This is a genomic window from Pseudomonas shirazica (assembly GCF_015168335.1).
Taxonomy (GTDB): Bacteria; Pseudomonadota; Gammaproteobacteria; order Pseudomonadales; family Pseudomonadaceae; genus Aquipseudomonas; species Aquipseudomonas asiatica.
The window spans coordinates 4,173,943-4,197,286 of the sequence record NZ_CP063456.1; the positions used below are offsets into that span (position 1 = coordinate 4,173,943).

Annotated in this window: 19 protein-coding genes; 11 read left to right on the plus strand and 8 right to left on the minus strand. The window is 55.1% G+C overall.

What is annotated here, in order from left to right; translation table 11 throughout:
* The first annotated feature begins 326 nt into the window (after nt 1–326).
* The 3 genes from IMX18_RS19270 (at nt 327) to IMX18_RS19280 (ending at nt 5,808) form a co-directional block, all read left to right on the plus strand.
* Complete coding sequence (locus IMX18_RS19270) at nt 327–2,834, plus strand: P-loop NTPase (RefSeq protein WP_217190047.1); 2,508 nt, start codon at nt 327–329, stop codon at nt 2,832–2,834.
* Between the two features lie 90 nt (nt 2,835–2,924).
* Entirely contained in the window at nt 2,925–4,634 is a 1,710-nt protein-coding gene (locus IMX18_RS19275) for an AAA family ATPase (RefSeq protein WP_217190046.1), read from the plus strand.
* The gene (locus IMX18_RS19280) at nt 4,618–5,808 is read left to right on the plus strand and encodes a hypothetical protein (protein ID WP_217190045.1); all 1,191 of its coding nucleotides are present in this window, start codon (nt 4,618–4,620) and stop codon (nt 5,806–5,808) included. The genes IMX18_RS19275 and IMX18_RS19280 overlap by 17 nt, the downstream gene beginning before the upstream one ends.
* Nucleotides 5,809–6,034: 226 nt before the next feature.
* Here the strand turns inward: IMX18_RS19280 and IMX18_RS28560 are convergent, their stop codons facing one another.
* On the minus strand, nt 6,035–6,211 hold the full coding sequence (locus IMX18_RS28560; protein ID WP_411829469.1) for a plasmid mobilization protein: 177 nt from the start codon (nt 6,209–6,211) through the stop codon (nt 6,035–6,037).
* Between the two features lie 507 nt (nt 6,212–6,718).
* Between IMX18_RS28560 and trbJ the strand changes: the two genes are divergently transcribed.
* The 3 genes from trbJ (at nt 6,719) to IMX18_RS28110 (ending at nt 9,589) form a co-directional block, all read left to right on the plus strand.
* Nucleotides 6,719–7,513 (plus strand): P-type conjugative transfer protein TrbJ, encoded by a 795-nt coding sequence (gene trbJ / locus IMX18_RS19285; protein WP_217190044.1) that lies wholly within the window; start codon nt 6,719–6,721, stop codon nt 7,511–7,513.
* Between the two features lie 193 nt (nt 7,514–7,706).
* Nucleotides 7,707–9,272, plus strand: coding sequence for a P-type conjugative transfer protein TrbL (gene trbL / locus IMX18_RS19290; protein ID WP_217190043.1), 1,566 nt, complete (start codon nt 7,707–7,709; stop codon nt 9,270–9,272).
* Nucleotides 9,269–9,589, plus strand: coding sequence for a hypothetical protein (locus IMX18_RS28110; RefSeq protein WP_225903909.1), 321 nt, complete (start codon nt 9,269–9,271; stop codon nt 9,587–9,589). Before trbL ends, IMX18_RS28110 begins: the two co-directional genes overlap by 4 nt.
* A 450-nt stretch (nt 9,590–10,039) precedes the next feature.
* Here the strand turns inward: IMX18_RS28110 and IMX18_RS19295 are convergent, their stop codons facing one another.
* Both IMX18_RS19295 and IMX18_RS19300 read right to left on the minus strand, forming a co-directional pair.
* Nucleotides 10,040–11,329, minus strand: coding sequence for a replication protein (locus IMX18_RS19295; protein ID WP_225903910.1), 1,290 nt, complete (start codon nt 11,327–11,329; stop codon nt 10,040–10,042).
* Between the two features lie 57 nt (nt 11,330–11,386).
* Entirely contained in the window at nt 11,387–11,605 is a 219-nt protein-coding gene (locus IMX18_RS19300) for a helix-turn-helix transcriptional regulator (protein WP_055135788.1), read from the minus strand.
* 82 nt (nt 11,606–11,687) lie between these two features.
* Between IMX18_RS19300 and IMX18_RS19305 the strand changes: the two genes are divergently transcribed.
* Together IMX18_RS19305 and IMX18_RS19310 are read left to right on the plus strand one after the other, a co-directional pair.
* A complete protein-coding gene (locus IMX18_RS19305) occupies nt 11,688–12,638 on the plus strand; it encodes a LuxR family transcriptional regulator (protein ID WP_223175412.1) in 951 nt (316 codons plus the stop codon).
* Between the two features lie 243 nt (nt 12,639–12,881).
* Entirely contained in the window at nt 12,882–13,475 is a 594-nt protein-coding gene (locus IMX18_RS19310; RefSeq protein ID WP_117182682.1) for a hypothetical protein, read from the plus strand.
* Between the two features lie 80 nt (nt 13,476–13,555).
* Here the strand turns inward: IMX18_RS19310 and IMX18_RS19315 are convergent, their stop codons facing one another.
* The 5 genes from IMX18_RS19315 to IMX18_RS19335 form a co-directional block, all read right to left on the minus strand.
* Nucleotides 13,556–14,776 carry a tyrosine-type recombinase/integrase gene (locus IMX18_RS19315; RefSeq protein WP_217190064.1) on the minus strand — a complete coding sequence of 407 codons (1,221 nt, stop codon included), beginning with the start codon at nt 14,774–14,776 and terminating at the stop codon, nt 13,556–13,558.
* A 307-nt stretch (nt 14,777–15,083) separates the two neighbouring features.
* Nucleotides 15,084–16,661 carry a glutamine-hydrolyzing GMP synthase gene (gene guaA / locus IMX18_RS19320; protein ID WP_015269106.1) on the minus strand — a complete coding sequence of 526 codons (1,578 nt, stop codon included), beginning with the start codon at nt 16,659–16,661 and terminating at the stop codon, nt 15,084–15,086.
* Nucleotides 16,662–16,739: 78 nt separating this feature from the next.
* A complete protein-coding gene (gene guaB, locus IMX18_RS19325; protein ID WP_013971138.1) occupies nt 16,740–18,209 on the minus strand; it encodes an IMP dehydrogenase in 1,470 nt (489 codons plus the stop codon).
* Nucleotides 18,210–18,295: 86 nt separating this feature from the next.
* A complete protein-coding gene (locus IMX18_RS19330; RefSeq protein ID WP_003257977.1) occupies nt 18,296–18,853 on the minus strand; it encodes a hypothetical protein in 558 nt (185 codons plus the stop codon).
* Nucleotides 18,854–18,904: 51 nt separating this feature from the next.
* A complete protein-coding gene (locus tag IMX18_RS19335) occupies nt 18,905–19,660 on the minus strand; it encodes a sulfite exporter TauE/SafE family protein (RefSeq protein ID WP_013971137.1) in 756 nt (251 codons plus the stop codon).
* Between the two features lie 97 nt (nt 19,661–19,757).
* Between IMX18_RS19335 and IMX18_RS19340 the strand changes: the two genes are divergently transcribed.
* The 3 genes from IMX18_RS19340 (at nt 19,758) to IMX18_RS19350 (ending at nt 22,983) form a co-directional block, all read left to right on the plus strand.
* A complete protein-coding gene (locus IMX18_RS19340; RefSeq protein ID WP_191471948.1) occupies nt 19,758–20,636 on the plus strand; it encodes a LysR family transcriptional regulator in 879 nt (292 codons plus the stop codon).
* A 136-nt stretch (nt 20,637–20,772) separates the two neighbouring features.
* The gene (gene xseA, locus IMX18_RS19345) at nt 20,773–22,152 is read left to right on the plus strand and encodes an exodeoxyribonuclease VII large subunit (protein ID WP_061303230.1); all 1,380 of its coding nucleotides are present in this window, start codon (nt 20,773–20,775) and stop codon (nt 22,150–22,152) included.
* A gap of 3 nt (nt 22,153–22,155) precedes the next feature.
* A complete protein-coding gene (locus IMX18_RS19350; protein ID WP_015269103.1) occupies nt 22,156–22,983 on the plus strand; it encodes a M23 family metallopeptidase in 828 nt (275 codons plus the stop codon).
* Nucleotides 22,984–23,344 lie beyond the last annotated feature (361 nt).

Genomic DNA, 23,344 nt, shown 5'->3' on the forward strand with positions numbered 1-23,344 from the left:
TGCTCGAGTCAGCCAATTGGCTCCTATGGTCCTCCCTGATCACCCAGCTATCAAGACCCGCAGGCGTCTCAGCATCTCACCCATCGCACGAAAAAACATGTCCTGCGTACAGATAGCCCAGCCTAACCGTGGTTTCCCATACCCGCCCCTAGATAGCCCTTCCGCCACACCCACCCTATGGAGATGCCGTAACCGGAAGGTCTGATGCCTCCTAGCTTCTTTAGTGGTGCCAAATTGATATGATCGAGCCCCTAACGGCCTCTTAGAGGAAGCGGCCGAAGAGATCCAAATGCAGACGACCTGAATTCTAGGGATAGGAGTCGCCCATGTTGAACCAAGAAGCAAAAAAGATAATCGATAAAGAAATAATCCCGAAAATGGAGACCGGGGACTTAACACTATTCTTGGGTGCAGATGTATTCGCTGGGACACCCTCCATTAATGGCAAAGGAATTCCGTCAAACGACGAACTCATAAAGAGAATCTTTGACGCAGCAGGATATCCTCCAGAAGAAGCGCTGCAAACCGATTTCCCTACTGCCTTCAGTGCCGGCCAAGATGACATCATCAATTTCGATAATTTTTTAAAATCAAACTATACGGCTAGCTCTGTACATACTTGGCAGGCGGACATCTTCAAGTTATGGTGGAAAACTATTTTCACCACAAGCATTGACAACATAGCAAATGAAGCCGTAGCTCAAAACAAGAAAGCATCACTGAGTTATCCCAACTACAAACTATACAATTACTCTGACAATGAACCTGTTCATGGATTACCCACCTCGCCCCCAATCGTTTACCTACACGGCACAATCACCGAAATCTCATCCGGCATATTGATTGACGGAATCAGCTACGGAGTCACCTCTTCTAAACAGAGCGAATGGCTGGCAAAATGCGCGCTCAATATTGAATATGGCAACTGCCTGTTTATTGGTTCGAAATTCAAAGGATCGGCTATCGATACGGCTATCCGTTCAAGAAATTCAACCGACAGTTTTAACAGCAAGGAGCCAAGCTGGGTAGTCGCAGAAAGTTTTACGAAAATCGAGCAAAACCACTACATCAAGAAGGGAATAACGCCAGTAGTAGCTGACGCTGACGAATTCTTTTCTTACTTGAAGTCTCAAACAACCCATTTATCGCCAGAAAAATTCTTAAAGCGTAAGGCCCCTTACTTAGTAGACAGCGGCAACCGCTCCAGCGGATGGTTTTCCGAAAACTTCGAGCACGTCTCTACAGAAATCACCCTAGCAGGCAAACAGAGCGGCCCATTTTCAAGATTTTACATGGGCGACTTACCAGGATGGTTCTATGTATCACACAATGTTCCAGCAATACTCCCGGCACACAAAGCAATTGTTTCCGAAGTTAACACCTTCTTAATAAGTGACTCAAAATGCCGACTTATCGCTGTTACCGGTCCATTAGGCTCAGGAAAAACCACTGCTTGTATGATGGCAGCAGCTGAGCTCTCCGCCAACCACCTTAACGTGCATTATTTTAACGGTTTGAATGGAATAGAAATCGAGCACCTCTGGAACACCATAAAAGACACCCGAGGGTTATTCTGCCTAGTAGTAGATGCTGCATATGAGCATTTTTACGCTATAAATGCAGTATTTGACAGAATCATGGACAGGCCGACTTCGTGCAGACTATGCGTCATTGTTGAGGAACGAACACGCCAATTCGAGAGAAACAAACATCATTTCATGTCCAGCCAACAGGACAACATTCGCCAAATCAAAGTAGAAAGCCTTAACCTAGCTAGCGCCACTAAACTTTACGACAAGTCATTCAAGCTAGGTATTCGATTCGAAAAACTAGCAGGAAAAACAAGAAGAGAGTCAATAAAGGAAATTATTGATTTTGACAAAGGATACAAGGGAGACCTACTTGCAACATTGTACGACCTCTCGTCTCGAAAGTCATACCGAGATAAGCTTGCAGAGGAATATCATGAAATTGACACCCAAGAAGCACGCGAAGTTTATCAAACAGTGGCACTAGTAACTGCTGCACGTCTTCCTCTGCCACTAAACTTCATTGCTGAGAGTCATAAGATATCCGTATCAAACCTAGACAGAATAATTTCAGATGGTTTAAGAGATAAAATCCATACTCATGGAGTAGCACGCGGTGTTTCTGCGCGGCATCATTCGATCGCGGAATACCACCTCTCTTACAACATCCCGCCGCAAGAGATCAAAACCAGGCTTATAGACTTGATGACCTGCCTGGCGCCTAAATTCACAATCGAAGACATCAAGCATCATCCCTTAAGCTACAAAATATATCGCTCTACGCTTTCCTTCCACTATTTAACCGAAACGCTATTTAGAGGCAGAAAGAACTACTCCCACATACACGAAATTTATTCAAACTGCCAAGATTTATTTGCAAGTGACGGCGTATTTTGGCTCCAATATGGGCGTTTCCTAGAGAAGGACGGTGATATAGATGGGGCAATCCACTGTTTTAGAAAAGGCTTGGGGCTATATGATTCATTCCAAGTCCGCCATGCTCTAGGGCAGACACTTTTGAAAAAATATATTAAGTCCAATTGTATAGAGCGGGATCTGTACGAAGAAGGGACCGACATACTCCTACGAGAGATCGAGACGCGCGGGCTCCACGATGTTTACCCATACACCTCACTCGGACAGTGCTTAATCCAGATTGTACAGATCGATTCTTCGGACTCGGAAGCATTGGGCATGTTAAAAACGGTAGTAAACAGAGGTTTAAAACACCATCAGGCCGACCACGTATTTATGAATATTGTGAAACGATACATAAAATTCGACTCACACACCAGTCAAAATTGAACGAATTACTCACGGGCAACCGCAAGCAATCAGTTGCCCCTTTAAAAAATTAAACATATTGGTCCTAGATTACACGACACGGATAGCACCATGATACTTATTCATATATTCATAGCAGAACATAAAGCTCTACATAGACTTAACGTTCCGCTCAATGGTAGCTTTCGTTGCAGCTACAATAATGACTTTTTGCACCTCAGCAAACCTGAAGACACCGCCAAGTACTACCATAATCGTTATTGCTCTGCTTTGATCGGCCCTAATGGAGTCGGAAAAAGTAGTATCCTTGATGTTCTGGAGACACTACACGGCGATAGTGACTCAAGCGCAATCATAATTTTTTTTGACAATAAAGCGCAAAAATATCACATATGCCCTATAAACATCTCAACTTCTGCCCTTAAAGAGATAGACTGCGACAAAGAATACAGCCTTGTAACTAACAATGCTAAATTTCTGTCAGAGAATAATATAAATTTCGTTAAAATTAACTCAGCCTCTTCAATTGGAGACACTTTGAATTTCAAAAAAACGAAGAGCCTTCCGAACATTCACAATCTCACCATATCCGAAAACATTAAAAATAACTCCAGCCAGCGTAAATATTTCGAGAAACTGCTAGAGTATTTCAGAGACTCTTTCGAAAGAGAGGAGTTTATGGAGGAGATTGCGTTTGAGTTCGTTTTCTCTAGCTCGCCCTCCAATATTGCTAAACGAGCTCTCGAGGCAGTAGGTTCAGATAAAAAATTTATAGAGAAGTGGTTCACTTATGAACATCAGTACGAGCTATTAGACAGTGAAATCTCCCATGGCTTAGTATTTCAGAAACTAATTGATCTAAACTTACTCTCCATATGCAGTGCTCTGGCTAAAGCTTCGACCGTCGAAGGATGGGCTCTCCCGGGACTGCTCTTTGAGCTTGACAAAACGTCTAATGAAAGCCCAATCGGGATGAGCACTTCTAACCGGCTAAAAAAAGCTATCAGTGACTTAGAAAATTCTGATTGGCCAGACTTCGTTCAAGTCTCGATAACCTCAGACAAAAGCGAAGAAACACTTTATAAGAATAAAATAAACTTTGGAAAACTCCAAATCTTACTCGAAAAGTATCTAGATACTTTTGATGAAATAGCAACAATTTTAGTTGACTATTGCTATGACGGCGAACGGCTGAACTTAAAAAGCGTCAAGACTGATTACTATGATGCAATACAGGATTTGACGACTGCGATTAATCGCCTGCCTTCGAATATTGCCAGCAATATCAACTGGGGGTGGCGAGGAATAAGTAGTGGCGAGTTAGCTAAAACCCACATTTTTTCCGAAAGCTACCACCATCTGAAATCAACGGATCCAGAATCAAATACCATTTTCGTGTTTGACGAAGCGGATCTATATTTACACCCAGAGTGGCAACGAACATTTATCCACGAAATGCTTTCACATTTGCGCTTAATAGAAGCTAGTCGCAATATTAAAACTTCACAGATAGTCATTTGCACGCATTCTCCAATAATTATAAGCGACTTCCTTCCTGAGGATATCGTTTCATTAACAAAAAATGAATGCGGCGAGATAGTAACAACAAGCTCATATGGATTTGGCAATAGCATCACAGATATATATCTAAAAGGGATGCACCTAACATCTACATTTGGCGAACACGCGCGTCGTAAAATCGAGTTTCTTCTGAGGAAAGCGGAACAGAGCGCGCTAAACGCAGATGATAAAGAGTTAATTTCCAGAATCCCAAACCCGAACACAAGAAACTTCTTCCTATATCATGATAAAGATCAATAAGACTTTCTCATCTCCTTTCAAAGAAAAATACATCCAGTATGCCTTGGATGTAGTTCTCTGGCCTAACATATCAAGGCTTATTGATACAGTTCCTGACACACATCGAATATTAGCCAAGAAAACATTCAACAAGCGTTATCTTGAGAGTTTGCTTAGAAGTCAGCCGTCGTCATTTGAGAGCATCATCCAAAGACTCTACACACTATTTCCATATATGGCGGAGCGGTATTGCTATTGCTACCTGTTAAAAGAAATTGATATCGCAACAAATGTTATCAGTATGACTACAGATTCCCCTGACGACAGAGTTGCGTTTGACAAGCTCGTAAACCGAACTATCCAAGAGCTCAAAAGATTGACCTCTAGGTACCGGCTATATCTAACGCCTTTCATAATTAGCGAACTTGAATCAAACATCCCTCGGCATAAGAAAAAAAAATATTTGTGCAGATTAGAAAATGCACGGCGCGGGCACTCTCAGCTAACTGAACGTGACCGACAGCTTTTCCCAGACTGGGTTAACAAATTTTCCAACTGCTTCGACTATGATACGGTTTCAAAAGAACTTGGCCAATCCCTCACAGAACAGCTAGAAATGACGGTTTGCCCCTACTGCGGCCTGGAGTCAATACAAACATATAGTTCAATATCAATTCGACCTGACCTTGATCATTTCTATCCAAGAACCCGATTTCCTTTCCTTGCCATCTCACTTTACAACTTAATCCCCGCCGGTTCCATCTGCAATCAAAAACATAAAAGAAACCACTCCATGCTTGGTCATATGCACCCGCATATCGAAGGACTGGACGACGACCCTATGTTTCAGTTTGGCTTCCTTCCGGATGGAGATATACGCAATACTTTTTGCCTTGACATTATCAAACAAAATAGCCACTCAAAAAATAAAAACTTAATGCTTTTTAAGATAAAAGGGATGTACAGCGATAACGAGGACCTTCGAGAATGGTACTGTAGCACTTACGAGCTTCGTGAGTTCCTCAAGGAAAAGGGAGAAGAATTAAGTAGCATTGATTTTAAATCACCACTATATAGAAGTGTGGTTGATATACGAAGACCAAATACAAAAGTGTCCGCGCAGAAATTCAAAATAGAAGCTTTAAATGAACTTTTTGAGCAACGTCTGCGCGTTATAAGTCAGCCAGCGCCATGAAGTACAAAGCCAGCCAAAATTAAGCAGTTTAATTAAACTAATTGATGGCAATTACGCGCATCAACCAACTTTCTCTCTGGTCACTTTCAATGCCAATCTGATACATTATGTATACCGTATCGGATTGGCGCGCTTCTCTTCGCGCTAGAGTTTTCAACAGCCTCGCGACCCGTCCGAAGTCACCATTGACCTTGGCCAGATCGACGACGGCGGTCGGGTCTACGACCTACCGTATTGGCGTATTCAATCCGACCGCGCTCAGGAGTGCCGATTGAGACCTGCCTGCTTGCGTGGCTCGCTCTATAAGCTTGGCGCGTTGGTGCTCGGTCACAAATACCTTGATGTACCGTGGCCGTGTGCCGTAGGTCGTCGATTTCTTCTCTGTGATGTGCCTATCACCCATGCCGCAGCAACAGTTAGGCGGCGCTGCTCCGCGCTTTTCCTTTGATGCCGCCTACAAATGCTTTTATCTAGTCGCGGCAGCGATGGTAAGCCTCGCAAGACGCCGTCGAACAGCAGGTGAGTAAGGGGGAGGTGTTGGGGGAACAAGCGCAGCTTGTGGACCCACAATACACATCTTGCCGTCCGAATAAACGCAGTTCAAAGAAATTTAAGACAACTTCGATTCCTTACAGCATTACACCGCCAAAAACCTTCTCAAACTCAAGCTTTTATACCTGAGTTGCCTTGAGTTGCGTTGAATTTCGCTAAATTGCACTAAATTGCCTTAATTAAACACTGTCACATGCAATTAAGAACGCAGACCAAGGGCGCCTCCCCTCCGTTGATTTCGGTACATTTTCGGGACTTTCCAAACGAGTGAAGGCGGATAGAAAGCTATCCGCATATTTATAACCTCTGCATATCAGTGAATAATCAAAACTCGAGCGTCACAGATGAGGAATTCGATATGGAGCTGGAACCAGGAAAACCCTTGACTTATGCTTCCCGAAAATCAGGTCGAAACGTAAGGCTTGCTATCGCGCTGGCAAGTACATTCGTCGGAGTGGGTATCTACACTGCCCCCTCCCCTGCTTACGCCATCTATTGCGCAAACTGCTCGACGTTTTATCAACAGATGTTTGAGTATGCCGAACAGGTCAACACAGCACTAAATACGGCAGAGCAACTTCAAACTCAGATACAGCAGTACCAAAACATGGTCACACAAGGCACTGGGCTACCCAACTCGATGTTTGGGAGCATCGCTGCCGACCTTAAAAGCGTGGTCAATATTTATCAACGTTCGCAGGCGCTGGGCCGTCAAATTGAAAACATGGATGCACAGTTCAATGCTGCGTTTCCAGGCTTCGAATCCTACCTTCAACAAGTGGCAAACTCGGCAGAAGCTCCGATACGGGATCGTTATAAAGAATGGTCGGAGCAAGGCCGCGACAACGCCAAAGCAGCAATGGAAGCTGCGAACCTCAACACCAGCACTTTCCAGTCGGAAGACGCCCTACTCAACCGCATGGTGGCACGCTCACAAAGCGCCGCAGGACGGATGCAAGCCATTCAGGCGGGTAACGAAATAGCCTCGCAGAACGTGCAGCAACTGCAAAAGCTACGCGATCTGGTAGCCACGCAAATCAATATGCAGGGCAATTACATAGCTCAGCAGGGCGACCGAAAAGCCGCTAGCGAAGCGGCCGAGCAGCAATTTGAATCGCGTGAAAGTAAACGCGGCGGTGTGAAGGGGTACTGAGGATGGTTATCTCGAAATGGCTAATGACCCTCATTTGCGCCGGGGTCGCGATATTGGGCTCAGTTGTCACTGTGGTCATTCAAAGCGATACCGACTGCGCTGTGGCGTCTGAGCAGCAGAGGAAGCAGCATGACACAGATGCTGCTTTTGAGGCACGTCCTAACTCTCGCGGCGGCGTTAAAGGGTACTGATTATGGAGCGTCGCCTGCTGTTGTTTATTGCCCTAGCAAGCATGCTCTTGGCCGGAAATACGATGGCTGCAACAGACCTGTCCCATGCCGACACCTCGGTTCAGGGCCTTCTAGATCTTGTTTTGCAGCAGTCTCACCAGTGGTCAGGAAAGCTGTACGACTACGCCATAAGATTATTTTGGCTGCTCGCCACCATCCAGTTCATCTGGACGTTTATGCCTCTGGTCATGAAACAAGCTGATTTGGGCGAGATAGTCGGAGAGCTGCTGCGCTTCATCATGGTGATCGGTTTCTTCCTGGCGGTAATGACCTACTCCGTGGAATGGTCGACAGCCATTGTTGACAGCTTCCGCGATGCGGCCGCATCGGCAAGTGGTCTTGGCCGAGCGTTAGAACCCGGCGATATGCTCGCGGTAGCCCTGGACTTCGGCCGCACTATGGTGAAGGGCATTTCAGTGTTCTCTCCGGGCAAAGGAGTTCTGATCGCAGTATGCGCGGTACTGGTCTTGGCGTGCTTCGCCTTTATCGCAGCGTTTATGTTTGTGACGCTCGTAGAGGCCTACATAATCATCAACGCGTCAGTGCTGTTCTACGGTTTTGGCGGCTCGCAATGGACACGCGATTTCGCGATTGCGCCCATGCGGTTCACCGTGGCAATCGGCGCGAAGTTGTTCGTCTTGACTCTGATCGTCGGGCTAATCGTACAGTCGGCCAAAGAATGGTTAGCTGCCTACACCAACGACGAAGCCTCATTGATGACAATGGTCGGTTTAGCCTTAGTGTGCTGCTACCTTACGAAGACGATTCCTGACCTAATCGGCGGCATGATTAGCGGCACATCAATGGGCGGCGGCTCGGCCATTGGTGGGATGGCAGTGGCTGGTGCTGCCGGGGCGGCAGCTGCTGCGGCCACTATCGCCACGGCTGGGGCTGCCGCTCCTGCAGCTGGTGCTCTCGGTGCTTCTGGGACTGGCGTTGCCGCCGGAGCCAGTGGGGCTGGCGGCGATCTGGCCACCTCGATCAACTCCAGCTTTGCCGGTGCGCCTGCGGCGAGCGCCTCCAGTGGCGGTGCAACCGCTGGCATCGGTGCGAACACGGGCGGACAAGCAGCAGCCAAAGGAGCAGCGGCGTCCGGTGCTCGAGTAGGCGGCAGCGCGACCCCACAACAAATGGCGAGCAGCGCTAAGCAGGCCACCGAGCAGGCTGGAAAAAACGCCCAGGGCAGCAATGACAGAGACCAACAAGCGACACAGCAAGGGAGCGTCGTCAGTTCCGGCAGCGCACTTTCCCAAGCAGCCAATGGCGGAGCGAAGGCACTCGGGGTGATGGCCTCAATGGCCGTGCCGGGCATGGAAAACGCGCACTCTTTTTCTCTTGGTGCCGGCTCTTCATCACCAGCTTCTGATGAGTCCAATACCACCGTTCAGCCCCAAAGCGGAGATGCTGCAGAAGCAGCGTCCAACCTTATCCGTCCGGCCTCTGAAAGCAATTCCACCCCCGGCCAACTGACATCGCTAAATGTGCCAGGAATGGCCTCAAGCAACGACCAACCGGAGAAACAACCATGATGGCAATTTTGAAGTTCGCAGGATTCGCCGTGTTCGCATCAACCTCCGCAATCGCCTTGTGGGCGCTCGGTAAGTGGCTACGGAGCAAAGGCCATGGACCATTGCTCGATAGGCTGGATCAACAATGGACTGCTTTGCAGCTTCGGTTAAGTCCATTTGCCATGTCAGCTTCCTATCGGATGTTTTGCGGAGCACAAGCCTTGAATCGCCTACCACTGCTAGGAAGTAAAAATAGTGTCGCGTTGAACCAGCAAGTTCTGACAGCTATACGAGTTGCGCAGGAGGCTCAGAGACGGGAGGATCACGGCAATCGCTGACCACACAGAACCCCGCTTGAATGCGGGGTTTCTTTTTTTCGACCTCCCCAATATGAAGGGGCTCCGATTCACCACCACCTAGTAATACGCACGGACCTGTCTCAGCGCGCCCTATCAACTGCTGCGAGCCATCAAACTGCCCTCGGCACTGGAGGCTTATGTAGCGCGAACACCTCGATCAGCGGGCATCGGATTCACAGAGATACAGAGCGCCCCCATACCAGCAGAGCAGGTACTGACGGCCCAGATCAAAAGCTCAGAGGCTTCGCCATTAGTAATACGGACGGATGTGGGACACCCGTCGAGGCTTTGCCATTAGTAATACGCACGGGTTCTACCCCACGGACTTGGTACACCCATCGTCGCCAACCTGAATCAGGGTGAACGGGTCGCCATCAAAGGCACGGAGGCTTCGCCATTAGTAATACGGACGGACATGGGACGCTTGGCTTAGCTCCCTAGATAACGACCTACGGCCGACTTGCTCACCCCCATCTGGGCAGCTATATCCCTAACGCTCAATCCCCTGGTTCTTAGCGCTTGGGCTTGAGCACGGCGCCCCTCTGCGGCTTTCAGGAAGGCTTCGCGGCTGACGGCACCGGCGGCTCGCCTACGTGCCTCCTGCCGCGCCCTATCACGCTCTAGCGTTATCTCAGAGCTGATGATGGTTTTAAGCTGCCGCTGCTCATCTGTGGATATCCCAAACAGGTTTATCAACGTGTCATTTTTGGGCGTATATAGCGGCGGGTAGTCCTTGCCCGCGAAGCTGACACGTTCGCCTGATTCAAAAGCCTTAGCCTTGCTGAACAGAGTCATGAGCTCCTTGGAACGGCTGTTCCACTGCGGATCGAGTTCGCGGGCCAGCGCTGCGGCTTCGTGGTACATCTGCTTGCTGTTGGTCGCCCCGGACAGCAGCAGGAAGTTGAGCCGCCAGAATAGGTGCTGCATCCGGCTGCCTTCTCCGACGCCGCCGCGCAGCTCGACCAGCTTGCGCAGGTCTTCGAGGCGATCCCAAGCAAGCTGTCGGCCTGAGAATCCGCGCAGATTGTCGGCTTTGTTTCCGGGCACCAAAAGGAAAGGCTTTTTCTTGGTGCGGGTCTCGGCCTGTTCCTGCCGTTGCTGCTCGATAGTCCAGCGGGCCGCCGGTAGCAGTGTCTCGGCCAGATACTCGAAGTTATAGCGGATTGGCTGGCCATCGGTTCCCGTCTGGACGTGAACCACGCGGCAGACCTCACCGCTCTTGCTGTTGACCGTCTCTACGGTACGCAGCACGCGGCTAGCGTCCTTGGCCATAGAGTCGGCGCCGACGTGGGCTAGGCGATCCACAAGGTAGCGTTGGCAGGCGTTCCAGCGGGGTAAGGCTTGGCGAGGTATCGTGCCCTCAAGCAGCCATTTGGCTTGTATACCTCGGCCGCTGTAGATCAGTATCGAAGGCGCTGGCAACCCTGTGTCGGAACAGAAGAACAGCACCGAGGCGGCCAGCTCGTCGGGCTTACGGCTGGCCAGCGCGGGCACGCGGTAGGTATCTAGGTCAGCGAACAGCAGCCCCAGCCGCAACAGATTGACGACACGCCGATTGGGCCGGATGAACTCAGCCTGCGAAATCCAAGTGTCAATCTTTTTGTCCAACAGATTGAGCACCTTTGGCATGTCGGCCAAGCGATGAGAGGACTGCCGCTTCCCACCACGAGAATCGATGAGCAATGAGAAAAATCCGCTCCTAGTACTATCGTGATACATCTGCGCCTCGTCCCCGGGACTGAACAGCGCAAGCTGCGGGATAGCACCCGGCACCGCTTAGACCGCCCTTCCCGGCCTACGAGCTGGGCCTCCCTCCTTGCATGTGTCTATCCACTGTTCAACCTCAGCTAAATCCCAGACGACCTTGCGGCTACTCAACGCAATTCGGCGCGGGAACTTGCCCTTCATCTCAAAGTTATAGATCGTGCGCTCACACAGCGGAATCATCGTCAGGAGCGTCTTTTTGTCGATGAGTTTTCTATTCAATGTATGCATTGCTAGGCCCTACCAGTCACTGCGAATGAGTGCCTGATCGTGCCTTTGGATGCCTATTGCTTCGACGGAATGATTGGCTAAAATGGTTGACATGAAGAAACAATCAACCATAGCCATTTGGGAAGGGTGTGACGCCACCGTTTCAGAGGCCATAGAACAGTTCGGTAACCGCTGGAGCGCCTACTCCACGGCCTCGAAACGTTATCCAATCGCGAGGCTGGTAGAGGAACTCATCGACCCGGCCGTCGCGGCGTACACCGAAGAAATTTCTGCGCGCTACCGAGGGCATATTCCCGGAGCCGGCACAGGTGTGGCGTTCAGTGCGATCATGAAACTGGTGGGGTTTCCCGCCATGATCCGCTTGCAGCGGCAACTGCTACGTGCCTTTGTATTGACCCACGATCAACAGTCGAAGAAAGATCGCTGCTTTATTGCGACGCTCGAGACGCTGATCGAATTGGTGATGGCATGTAAGCGCAAGAAACCGTCCTCTGAAGACGTAGGCGGCTTAAACAACCAGCGTTTGAAAGGCTTTTGTAGGTTCTGTGGCAGTCAAGCCGAGCTAGCATTCTTCGCTACTGGTGAGGGTCAGCGCGACCCCGACGAGCACCTACGTCTGAGCAATCTTTACTGCGCATCGCATCGTCCAAAGACGCATGATGGCAGCTGGAATCCTGCGTACAGGCAAGCAAAGAGGGCTATAGCGCAGTTTGATCTTGAACTGGCGAGATTGAGCAGACAGTGCGCTATACGAGCGAAGCCTCAGGCGAAATCAGGTGACGAGCTTGTCGATTCATATTTCTTCCAGTACATGCTCAGCCTTACGGTACAGGTAGCCGATGAACCTGAGCTCAGAAATATCGCTCGCCTCATGGTCGACACACGGTTCTCTGACCGAAAGAAGCAGATAGTTGTGCTCCAGAAACTCGGTTTCAACCAGTCAGAAATTGCGCGCAGGCTGCAGATCGAGCGCCAGGCCGTATCCAAGGCTCTCCGCTCAATTCCTGATTGTTTTCGACTTCCAAAAGCGTGAGTGCTGAATCGGCGCAAATTGCTTTCATGTACCAAGTGGTGAGGCATAGGCCTGTGTGAGCACTTCCTGGGAGCAAGGTGTTGACATCACCAATGTTGATGATAAATAATTTTTTGGCCTGGGGAGGCACCCTGCTGCGATGGGAAACAACCCTCAAGTCTCTATCTTGATTTTTCGCCTTTTCCGGCCAAGCAAGCAGCATGCAAATACCGAAGTATCGGTGTGGGCCAATGGAGAAAAATCATGTCTGCTGCAACCGACTGCTATAACGACCTCAAGCACCTGTCCTATCAATTTAAAGACGATGGCATGACCCATTGCCAACGACTAGATCATATTTGCCGCACGCTAGGGTTTAACAACCGCCATCATTTCGAACAGAAAATTGCCGAACTCCCTGACGCTCAGATCGGCAAGTTCTCAACGAAGCTAATGCGGCAGGCTTGCGCTAGGGTCCTACCCAAGCCCAACGTGGCCTACTATGAGTTCATCTCCCAGCATCGCCGCCGTATGCGCTTTTACAGCTCCTGGGCAGGCTGGGACAAGCGCGGTCAAGAGGTTCGCATTCCAAGGGGGCTGGATGGGTCCTACACAGTCCCACGACTACGTGAGCAGTTGGATGCGCCTGTATATGTGATCGAAACTGATCGCCAATTGGTAGCATGGAGAAATAACTGGTACGGCATGGCTTACGTGCCTAAGGCGCTTGCAAGGGAACATATGAAGGAAGCGTTTGCGCGTATTGAATCGGTGGTTAAAGGCCCTCGAAATGAAGCCTATGGGCTGGAAGAGGATTTCAGCGATAACTATGCGACGTGGTACCCGGTTGGTCGGTAACTAGGCTCTTGGGGCTGCGATGCAGCCCCATTTAGACCTAGGCCTAAATGACAAAAATCTAGCTGAACGAATTTGCCCAATTACGGAAGCCCGTCGTTAGTTTTCCTAGGTTTCTTAAGCGTCCATTCATCAATCATATCCGCCCAATCCTGCAACATCGCTCGACGCTGATCGCGGTACTCGGCCTTGTTGTAAACGGCGCGCACGCCTTTCTGCTCGTGCGCGAGGCACTTCTCGATCCAATCGGAGTTGTAGCCCGCCTCATGCAACAGCGTGCTAGCCGTGCGGCGTAGGTCGTGGGGACCGAATTTACCTAGAGGCACACCTTCCTTTTGAGCAAGACGATAGGTCAGCGTCAGTACCTGGTTGATCGTGGCTGCACTCATTGGCAAATCGGAGTCATAGCGTGACGGCAGAACGTACTCAGAACCTCCGGCCAAGGTTTTCAACGCGATGAAGAAATCCAAAGCTTGCCGGGACAGAAACACCAGATGGGGATTTCGGCGCTTCATCCGCTCTTTGGGGATTGTCCATAGCGCTTCACTGAAGTTGATCTCGCTCCATGTCGCGTTGGTCAGTTCGCTCTTGCGCACCATTGTCAGCAGTAGGAGTTTGGCCGCTGCGCGAACCGAAGTCGCAGTGCCGATTCTGTCCATGTACTGGTACATCAGCGCAATTTCATCGGGCGTCAACGCACGGTCGCGCGGCTCAAATTTCGCGATGCTGGCAGGCCGTACCAGATCGGCAGGGTTTTCAACCTTCTGGCCACGCTCAACGGCCCAACGGAAGACTTGCAGCACGATCTCCCGTGAATGGACGGCGGTTGCAGGCGCACCCCGCTCCACTATGGCGTCCGTCAGCGCTCGCAGATCCTCGTGAGTGATTTCAACCAGCTTCTGATTACCAAACTTCGGCTTCAGCTCGCGCTCGTAGACTGATCGACGCATGTCTCGCGTCGAGTCCGCCATCTGGTAACCGCGCAGCCATTTTTCAGCCCAAGCGTCAAAAGTCTCAGCACCCTTCGTGCGCGCCTTCGCACGCGCTTTTTCCTTAGCTGGAGACTTCCCTGCGGCGACCATCTTCTTCGCCTCCCCTAGCCGCTCGCGAGCCTCTGCCAGAGTGATCCCCCCTAAGCCATAACGACCGAAGGTAATCGTCTCCTGCCGGCCGTTGATGGAGTAGTTGTAGCGAAAGGAGATTGAGCCGGCTGGTGTGACGGCCACGTACAAACCATCACGGTCAATCACCTTGTAGAGCTTTTCCTGGGGCTTGAGATTTCGAAGCTTGGTATCGGTGAGCATGGCTTCCACTATTTCCATGAAAAAATACCATGCTCTGAAAAGCGCGGAAAAATGAGGTCCATCCCCAGTAAAACCGGGCCTTTAGGCCAACTCGATACCATGCCAACACTGAGGCAAAGGACATGGTATTGAGCGTCATGCATGGCATTAGATGCAGTCAATACCCCGTACCATGCCACACAAATACCGTGCTTGGCGATGCAGAACGCTACCCGAATTTGCCAGACCCAAAAAGCCAAAAGCCCGCAATTACGCGGGCTTCAGGGCATTTTTTGCTAGATCGTGCCGGGCTGTGCCGGACGCGGGATCATTCCCACTCGATAGTCGCTGGCGGCTTGCTCGACACGTCGTAGGTAACGCGCGAGATACCGTCGATTTCGTTGATGATACGGCCGCTGACGGTTTCCAGCAGCTCGTACGGCAGGTGCGCCCAGCGCGCGGTCATGAAGTCCACGGTCTCGACGGCACGCAGGGCCACGACCCAGGCGTAGCGACGGCCGTCGCCGACGACGCCTACCGACTTGACCGGCTGGAACACCACGAATGCCTGGCTGGTCTTGTGGTACCAGTCGGCCTTGCGCAGCTCTTCGATGAAGATGTGGTCGGCGCGACGCAGGATGTCGGCGTATTCCTTCTTCACTTCACCAAGGATACGCACGCCCAGGCCCGGGCCCGGGAACGGGTGGCGGTAGACCATGTCGTACGGCAGGCCCAGCTCCAGGCCGATCTTGCGCACTTCGTCCTTGAACAGTTCACGCAGCGGCTCGACCAGCTTGAGGTTCATTTCCTCCGGCAGGCCACCGACGTTGTGGTGCGACTTGATCACGTGGGCCTTGCCGCTCTTGGCGCCCGCCGACTCGATCACGTCCGGGTAGATGGTGCCTTGGGCGAGGAACTGGATGTTTTCCAGCTTGCTGGCTTCGGCATCGAACACGTCGATGAAGGTGCGGCCGATGATCTTGCGCTTCTTCTCCGGGTCGGCCTCGCCGGCCAGGTTGTCGAGGAACTGCTTTTCAGCGTCGGCGCGGATGACCTTGACGCCCATGTTCTCCTTGAACATGGCCATCACCTGGTCGCCTTCGTGCAGGCGCAGCAGGCCGTTGTCCACGAATACGCAGGTCAGCTGGTCGCCGATGGCGCGGTGCAGCAGTGCGGCAACGACGGAGCTGTCGACGCCGCCGGACAGGCCCAGCAGGACGTTGGCCGAACCGACCTGCTCACGCACCTGGGCAATGGCGTCTTCGACGATGTTGGACGGAGTCCACAGGGCTTCACAGCCGCAGATGTCCTGCACGAAGCGGGACAGGATGCGACCGCCCTGCTTGGTGTGGGTCACTTCCGGGTGGAACTGCACGCCGTAGTAGCCGCGCGCGTCGTCGAACATGCCAGCGATCGGGCAGCTCGGGGTGCTGGCCAGCACGTGGAAGTTGCCCGGCATCTGGGTGACCTTGTCGCCGTGGCTCATCCACACGTCCAGGCCCAGCAAGCCGTCGGCGTCGATGTGGTCTTCGATGCCGTCGAGCAGGCGGCTCTTGCCAACCACGTCCACGCGGGCATAACCGAATTCACGCAGGTCGGAACCTTCGACCTTGCCGCCCATCTGCTCGGCCATGGTCTGCATGCCGTAGCAGATGCCCAGCACTGGTACGTTCAGGTCGAACACCGCCTGCGGGGCGCGCGGGCTGTTGGCTTCGTGGACCGACTCGGGGCCGCCGGCGAGGATGATGCCGCGCGGGTTGAATTCGCGGATCGCTTCATCGTCCATGTCGAACGGATGCAGCTCGCAGTACACGCCGATTTCGCGCACGCGGCGGGCGATCAGCTGGGTGTACTGGGAACCGAAATCGAGGATCAGGATGCGGTGAGCGTGAATGTCGAGGGCCATGACTCAATCTCGTCAGTGGAAATCGGAAACGACGCGGGGCTGTCATGACAGCCCCGCTTTCTGTTGTAGCTGGAAGCCTCAGCCTACGCGGTAGTTAGGGGCTTCTTTGGTGATCTGCACGTCATGCACGTGGGACTCGGCCATGCCGGCACCGGTGATGCGCACGAATTCCGGCTTGGTGCGCATCTCTTCGATGGTTGCGCTGCCGGTGTAGCCCATGGACGAACGCAGGCCGCCCATCAGCTGGTGGATGATCGCGGCCAGCGCGCCCTTGTAGGGAACACGGCCTTCGATGCCTTCCGGTACCAGCTTCTCGGCGCCGGCCGAGGAGTCCTGGAAGTAGCGGTCGGACGAGCCTTGCGCCTGTGCCATGGCACCCAGCGAGCCCATGCCGCGGTAGGCCTTGTAGGAACGGCCCTGGAACAGCTCGACTTCACCCGGAGCCTCTTCGGTACCGGCGAACATCGAACCCATCATCACGCAGGAAGCGCCGGCAACGATGGCCTTGGACAGGTCACCCGAGAAGCGGATGCCGCCGTCGGCGATCAGTGGCACGCCAGTGCCTTCCAGTGCAGCGGCAACGTTGGCGATGGCGCTGATTTGCGGCACGCCTACGCCAGCAACGATACGGGTGGTGCAGATCGAGCCTGGGCCGATACCGACCTTGACCGCGTCAGCGCCAGCTTCGGCCAGAGCCTTGGCGGCAGCGCCGGTGGCGATGTTGCCGCCGATCACCTGCACTTGCGGGTAGGTTTCCTTGACCCAGCGAACGCGATCGATCACACCTTTGGAGTGACCGTGGGCGGTATCGACCACAACCACGTCAACGCCAGCAGCCACCAGGGCGGCAACACGCTCGCCGGTGTCCTTGCCGGTGCCGACCGCGGCGCCGACGCGCAGGCGACCCTGGTCGTCCTTGCTGGCCAGCGGGTAGGCCTTGGCCTTTTCGATGTCCTTGACGGTCATCATGCCCTTGAGGTTGAACTTGTCGTCAACGATCAGGACTTTTTCCAGGCGGTGCTTGTGCAGCAGCTCGCGGACTTCGTTCTTGTCGGCGCCTTCGCGGACGGTGACCAGACGCTCTTTCGGGGTCATCACGTCGCGGACCTTGGCGTCCAGGCGGCTTTCGAAGCGCACGTCACGGGAGGTGACGATGCCGACCAGGTCGCCGTTCGCCAGCACCGGAACGCCGGAGATGTTGTTCAGGCGGGTCAGGTCGAACAGGTCGCGCACGGTGGCGTCGGCGTCGATGGTGATCGGGTCCTTGACCACGCCAGCCTCGAACTTCTTGACCTTGCGGACTTCGCTGGCCTGCTGTTCGATGGTCATGTTCTTGTGGATGATGCCGATGCCGCCTTCCTGGGCCATGGCAATGGCCAGGCGCGCTTCGGTCACGGTATCCATGGCAGCGGATACCAGCGGAATGTTCAGCTCGATGCCACGGGTCAAACGGGTCTTGAGACTGACTTCATTAGGCAGTACCTCGGAATAGCCAGGTACAAGGAGGATATCGTCGAAGGTCAGGGCTTCTTGGCTGATACGCAGCATCGCGGGGGCTCCCGGGCGGGAAAAATGGAAGCGCGCCATTATACTCATGCACGGCGCGCCGCTCAATGCAAAATAAGGGCCTTCGGTCAGCCTTGTGGCAGTTTTACCTGTACCACGGCCACCGGCTGGTCGAGCCAGTCGGCGAAGCTGTCGAGGAAGGCCTGGGTGAACCCGGCCTCGCCCCAGTTGTTGAAGATGAACCCCAGGTTGGAAAAGGCACATGGCTGCAGGTAAATGAAGCCATTGATGTCATCTTCGAAGCCGCACAACGGGCAGGTGAAGTTGTCGCTAACTGCCGGCATCCATTCTTCCAGGCTTTCGAACAGCGGCTCACCCACCTCGCGCCGGCACTCGGGGCAACCGGCCTCTTCGAGGAAACCTTCGGTAGGGGTATAGATGCAGCGCTTGAGCATCACCTCCAGGCCGTTGACCTGTTCGCCGAAGGGCAGTTTTTCCGGATGCAGGGCCACTTTGCGGGCACCTTCGGCCAGGGCATGGCCCATGCGGTTGCCGGTGCGGCCACAGGTGGTCAGCTGTTCCTCGACGACTTTCTCGCGCACCAGCCAGCGCAGGATGGCGCGGGCACGGGCTTCGTGCACCGGGACGGTAGAAAGCTTGGGAACGATGATGCTCTGGGTGTTCATGAACGGGGCAAGCCTGAAAAACTGCGGTGATAGCGCAATTCTACCGCCTGCTCAGGCGCTCAGGTAGCGACCGATCAGCGCCAGGCCGCTGGCCAGCACCAGCCAGGTGACCAGGCGCACGAAGGCTTCGCGAGACAGCCGATGGGTAAGCCTGCGCCCTGCCCAGAGGCCGACGAGCATGACCGGCAACAGGCAGGCGGCGAGCAACAGCAGGCTCTGGTCGGCATAGACGCCTGCGATAAGGAACAGCGTCAGCCGCACCACCGTACTGCAACTGATCAGCGCGCTCTGGGTAGCGCGCACCTGCTCCTTCACCTCCAGCCGCGCGCTCAGGTACAGCGCATAAAGGAAGCCGCCGCTGCCGAACAAGGCGCCGAACAGCCCGCCTGCCGTGCCCATCGGCATTGCCCAGAAACCCGACAGACTGGCCGGCCGTACCTTCACCGCCAGCCCGTACAGGGCATACGCCGTGACGAACAGCCCCATCAGCAGCAGCAACAAGTCTGACTTCAGCTGTAGCAGGAATACCACACCCAGCGCGCAGCCAATGGCCATGAACGGCAGCAGCCGCAGCAGTTCGCCGCGCACGACATCGCGGCGCGAGGGCAGCAGGTTGCCGAAGGCGGCGACGAAGTCCAGTAGCACCAGCAGCGGAATGATCCGCGACAGCGGCATGAAGTGGATCAGCACTGGGCCGGCCACCAGCGCGGTGCCGAAACCGGCGATGCCGAAGACGATGTAGGCAGCGCCGACACCAAGCAGGATAGGCAGCCAGTCGAGGCCGGAAAACGACAGTTGGGCGAGCATGGCAGCAGTTCCTGGGAAGACAGGCAAAGGTTAGCCAGCCATGAGCCATGCCGACTAATATGCCTTTGTCGCCACACTCATCTCGAAAAGGCATGACATGACGTCAATCCGCCAACTGCGTTACTTCGTGGAAATCGCCGAATGCGGCAGCTTCAGCGCTGCCGCCGAGCGGCTGTACATCGCCCAGTCGGCGCTGAGCCGGCAGATCAAGGAACTGGAGCAGCAACTGGGCACGCCGCTGTTCGAACGCACCGCGCGCCTGCCGCGCCTGACACTGGCTGGCCAGGCCTTCCTGGAACGGGCGCGGCGCTTGCTGGCCGACCTGGCGCAGGCCGAGCGTGTAACCCGCGACATTGGCGAAGGGCTGCAGGGCAGTCTGCGCCTGAACCACTCCAGTACAGTGCCGCTGACCGGCCCGCTGCTGGCTCGCCTGGGCGGTTACTTGCGCGACAACCCAGGGGTTACGCTGGAAATTGCCCAGCAGTCGTCGGAGGCGCAGTTGGAGGATATCGCTGCCGGGCGGTTGGATATCGGCCTGCTGCGCTTGCCTGTACTGCGCCAGTATGAAGGGGTGGTGCTGCATGAACTGTTCAGCGAACCCCTGCTGCTGGCGGTCGCCGCCGGGCATCTCTTGGCCCGCGCGCCCCAGGTGAGACTGGAACAACTGCGGGAAGAGCGCTTCATTTCCATTCCGCACCGGGACCGTGGCGGGCTGAGCTACCTGTCGGCCTCGATGTGCATGGAGGCAGGCTTTTTCCCGCGCGCAGCGCAGGTGCTGTCGCGCAAGACCACCCAGTTGCAGTTGATTCAGGCGGGGTTTGGGGTGGCGTTGTTGCCGGAATGCATGCGTGAGATTGCGCCAGCCTCAGTCAGCTTCGTGGCACTGGAAGGAGGGTGTGAGAGTACTGTGGCGATGGCTTGCAGGCGTGACGCAGGTTCGATGGTGCGCCAGTTCGTGACGGCGATGCAGGCCTGAAAGGCCCCATCGCCGGCAAGCCGGCTCCCACAGGGACAGCATGAGGCCCAAGCCAGCGCGATACCTGTGGGAGCCGGCTTGCCGGCGATAGGGCCAGGACAGACAACCGGGGCCGATGTCCTTTATGATGCCCGCCATGATCAGAGACCCTTTCGAACGACTCGGCCTGGACCGCGAGGTCCTTACCGTCAGCCAACTCAACGGCCGCGCTCGCGTGCTGCTGGAAGACGTGTTCCGCAGCGTGTGGGTGGAAGGCGAGATTTCCAACCTCGCCCGCCCGGCGTCCGGCCACATGTACTTCACCCTCAAGGACAGCGGCGCACAGGTGCGCTGCGCGCTGTTCCGGCAGAACGCCACGCGGGTGCGCCAGGCCCTGCGCGACGGCCTGGCGGTGCGGGTACGCGGCAAGGTTTCGTTGTTCGAAGGGCGTGGCGACTATCAGCTGATTCTCGACACCGTCGAGCCGGCCGGCGATGGCGCCCTGCGCCTGGCCTTCGAGGCATTGAAAGAGAAGCTCGGTGCCGAGGGGCTGTTCAGCGCCGAACGCAAGCAGCCGCTGCCGGCCCACCCGCAGCGCATCGGCATCATTACGTCGCCCACCGGCGCAGTGATCCGCGACATCATCAGTGTGTTCGGTCGCCGCGCCCCGCAAGTGGAACTGAACCTGATCCCCACCGCAGTGCAGGGCCGCGAAGCCATTGCACAGATCGTGCGCGCGATCCGCCTGGCCGATAGCCTGGGGTTCGATGCACTGATCCTGGCCCGGGGCGGCGGCTCGCTTGAAGACTTGTGGTGCTTCAACGAAGAAGCGGTGGCGCGGGCCGTGGCCGCCTGTGTCACGCCGATTGTCAGCGCCGTGGGCCATGAGACCGATGTCTCGATCAGCGACTTCGTCGCCGACGTGCGCGCGCCTACACCGTCTGCCGCCGCCGAGCTGCTGGCCCCCGACAACAGTGGCCTGCAGCAACGCCTGGATGGCCTGCAACGGCGCCTGCTGCTGCGCATGCAGAACCGCCTGACCCACGACCGCCTGCGCCTGGAGTCGCTGACCCGGCGTCTGCGCCACCCGGGCGAGCGCCTGCGCCAGCAGGCCCAGCGCCTGGACGACCTGGACATGCGCTTGCGCCGCGCGTTCATGCTCAACCTCAACCAGCGCCACGAGCGCCTGGCACGCCTGGATACCCGCCTCGCCGCGCAGCACCCGGGGCGTACCCTGAAACTGCTGGGCCAACGCCTGGACAGCCTGGCCGAGCGCCTGCCACGGGCCATGCGCGAGGTGCTCAAGGACCGCCGCCAGCGCTTCCAGGCCCAGTTGCAGACGCTGCAGGTGGTCAGCCCGCTGGCCACCCTCGCCCGCGGCTACAGCATCCTGCTGGACGAACAGGGCCAGGCCATCCGCAGCGCCGAACAGACCCGCAATGGCCAGCGTCTGACCGCCCGCCTGAACGAAGGCGAGCTGTTGGTGCGGGTCGAAGACAACCACCTGACCCCGGTCACCCTCTCACTTCTGGACTGACACATGCCCCGCCTGCTCGCGCCCCTGCTTGCCCTTTCCCTCCTGCTGCTGGCCGGCGGCGCCCAGGCCAGCTACATCACCCGCACGCTGAACAAGCCGGTACCCGGCGGCGTGGCGGTGGTCGACCTCGGCCCCGCCGCCAGCGCGCCCAGCGCCCGCTTCGACGGCAAACCGGTGCTGGTGGTGAAAGAGCAGGACAACTGGCTGGCCATCGTCGGCATCCCGCTGACCCAGAAGCCCGGCACCGCGATGCTGAGCCAGGGCGGCCGCACCCTGCCCTTCACGGTCGGTAGCAAGAAATACCCCGAGCAGCGCATCACCCTGAAGAACACCCGCCAGGTCAACCCGAACCCGGCCGACCTCAAGCGCATCGATCGTGAGCTGGCCGAGCAGATCAAGGCATACCGCAGCTTCAGCCCGACCCTGCCCAGCAACCTGATTCTCGACAAGCCGGTCAGTGGCCCGCTGTCGAGCAAGTTCGGCGTGCGCCGTTTCTTCAATGGCGAAGAACGCAACCCGCATGCCGGGCTGGACTTCGCGGTACCGGCCGGCACGCCGATCAAGACCCCGGCCAATGGCAAGGTGATCCTGGTGGGCGATTACTTCTTCAATGGCCGTACGGTGTTCGTCGACCACGGGCAGGGCTTTATCAGCATGTTCTGCCATATGTCGAAGATCGATGTGCAGGTGGGGCAGCAGCTGCGCCGGGGCGAGGTGGTCGGGCGCGTGGGCTCGACCGGGCGGGCTACCGGGCCACACATGCACTGGAACGTCAGCCTGAACGATGCACGGGTGGATCCGGCGATTTTCATTGGCGCGTTCCAGCCCTGAGATCGCGGCGCCTGCTTCGCGGGCATGCCCGCTCCCACAGGTCCCGTGCAGGATTCGAGGCCTGTGGTAATCCTGTGGGAGCTGGCTTGCCGGCGATGAGGCCAGAGCAGGTAAACTCGCTTCCAAGGTGTTGCGCCATCGAAAAATACTGCGCAAAAATCGAGAAGCACTCAGAAAATTGCAGCGATAAAATCTCGCCTTTCAGCTTTTTTTAAGCATTCCTCTCAATTTTTTCTGAACGCTTGCCATCACCCACCCCACTGGTTAGGGTTGAAGGCATGAAAACCTACAGCACCCTCATCCTGCTCCGACAACATCGCAGCCTCTGCCTGGTCAGCGCCCGACTACCAGGCTGAATCGC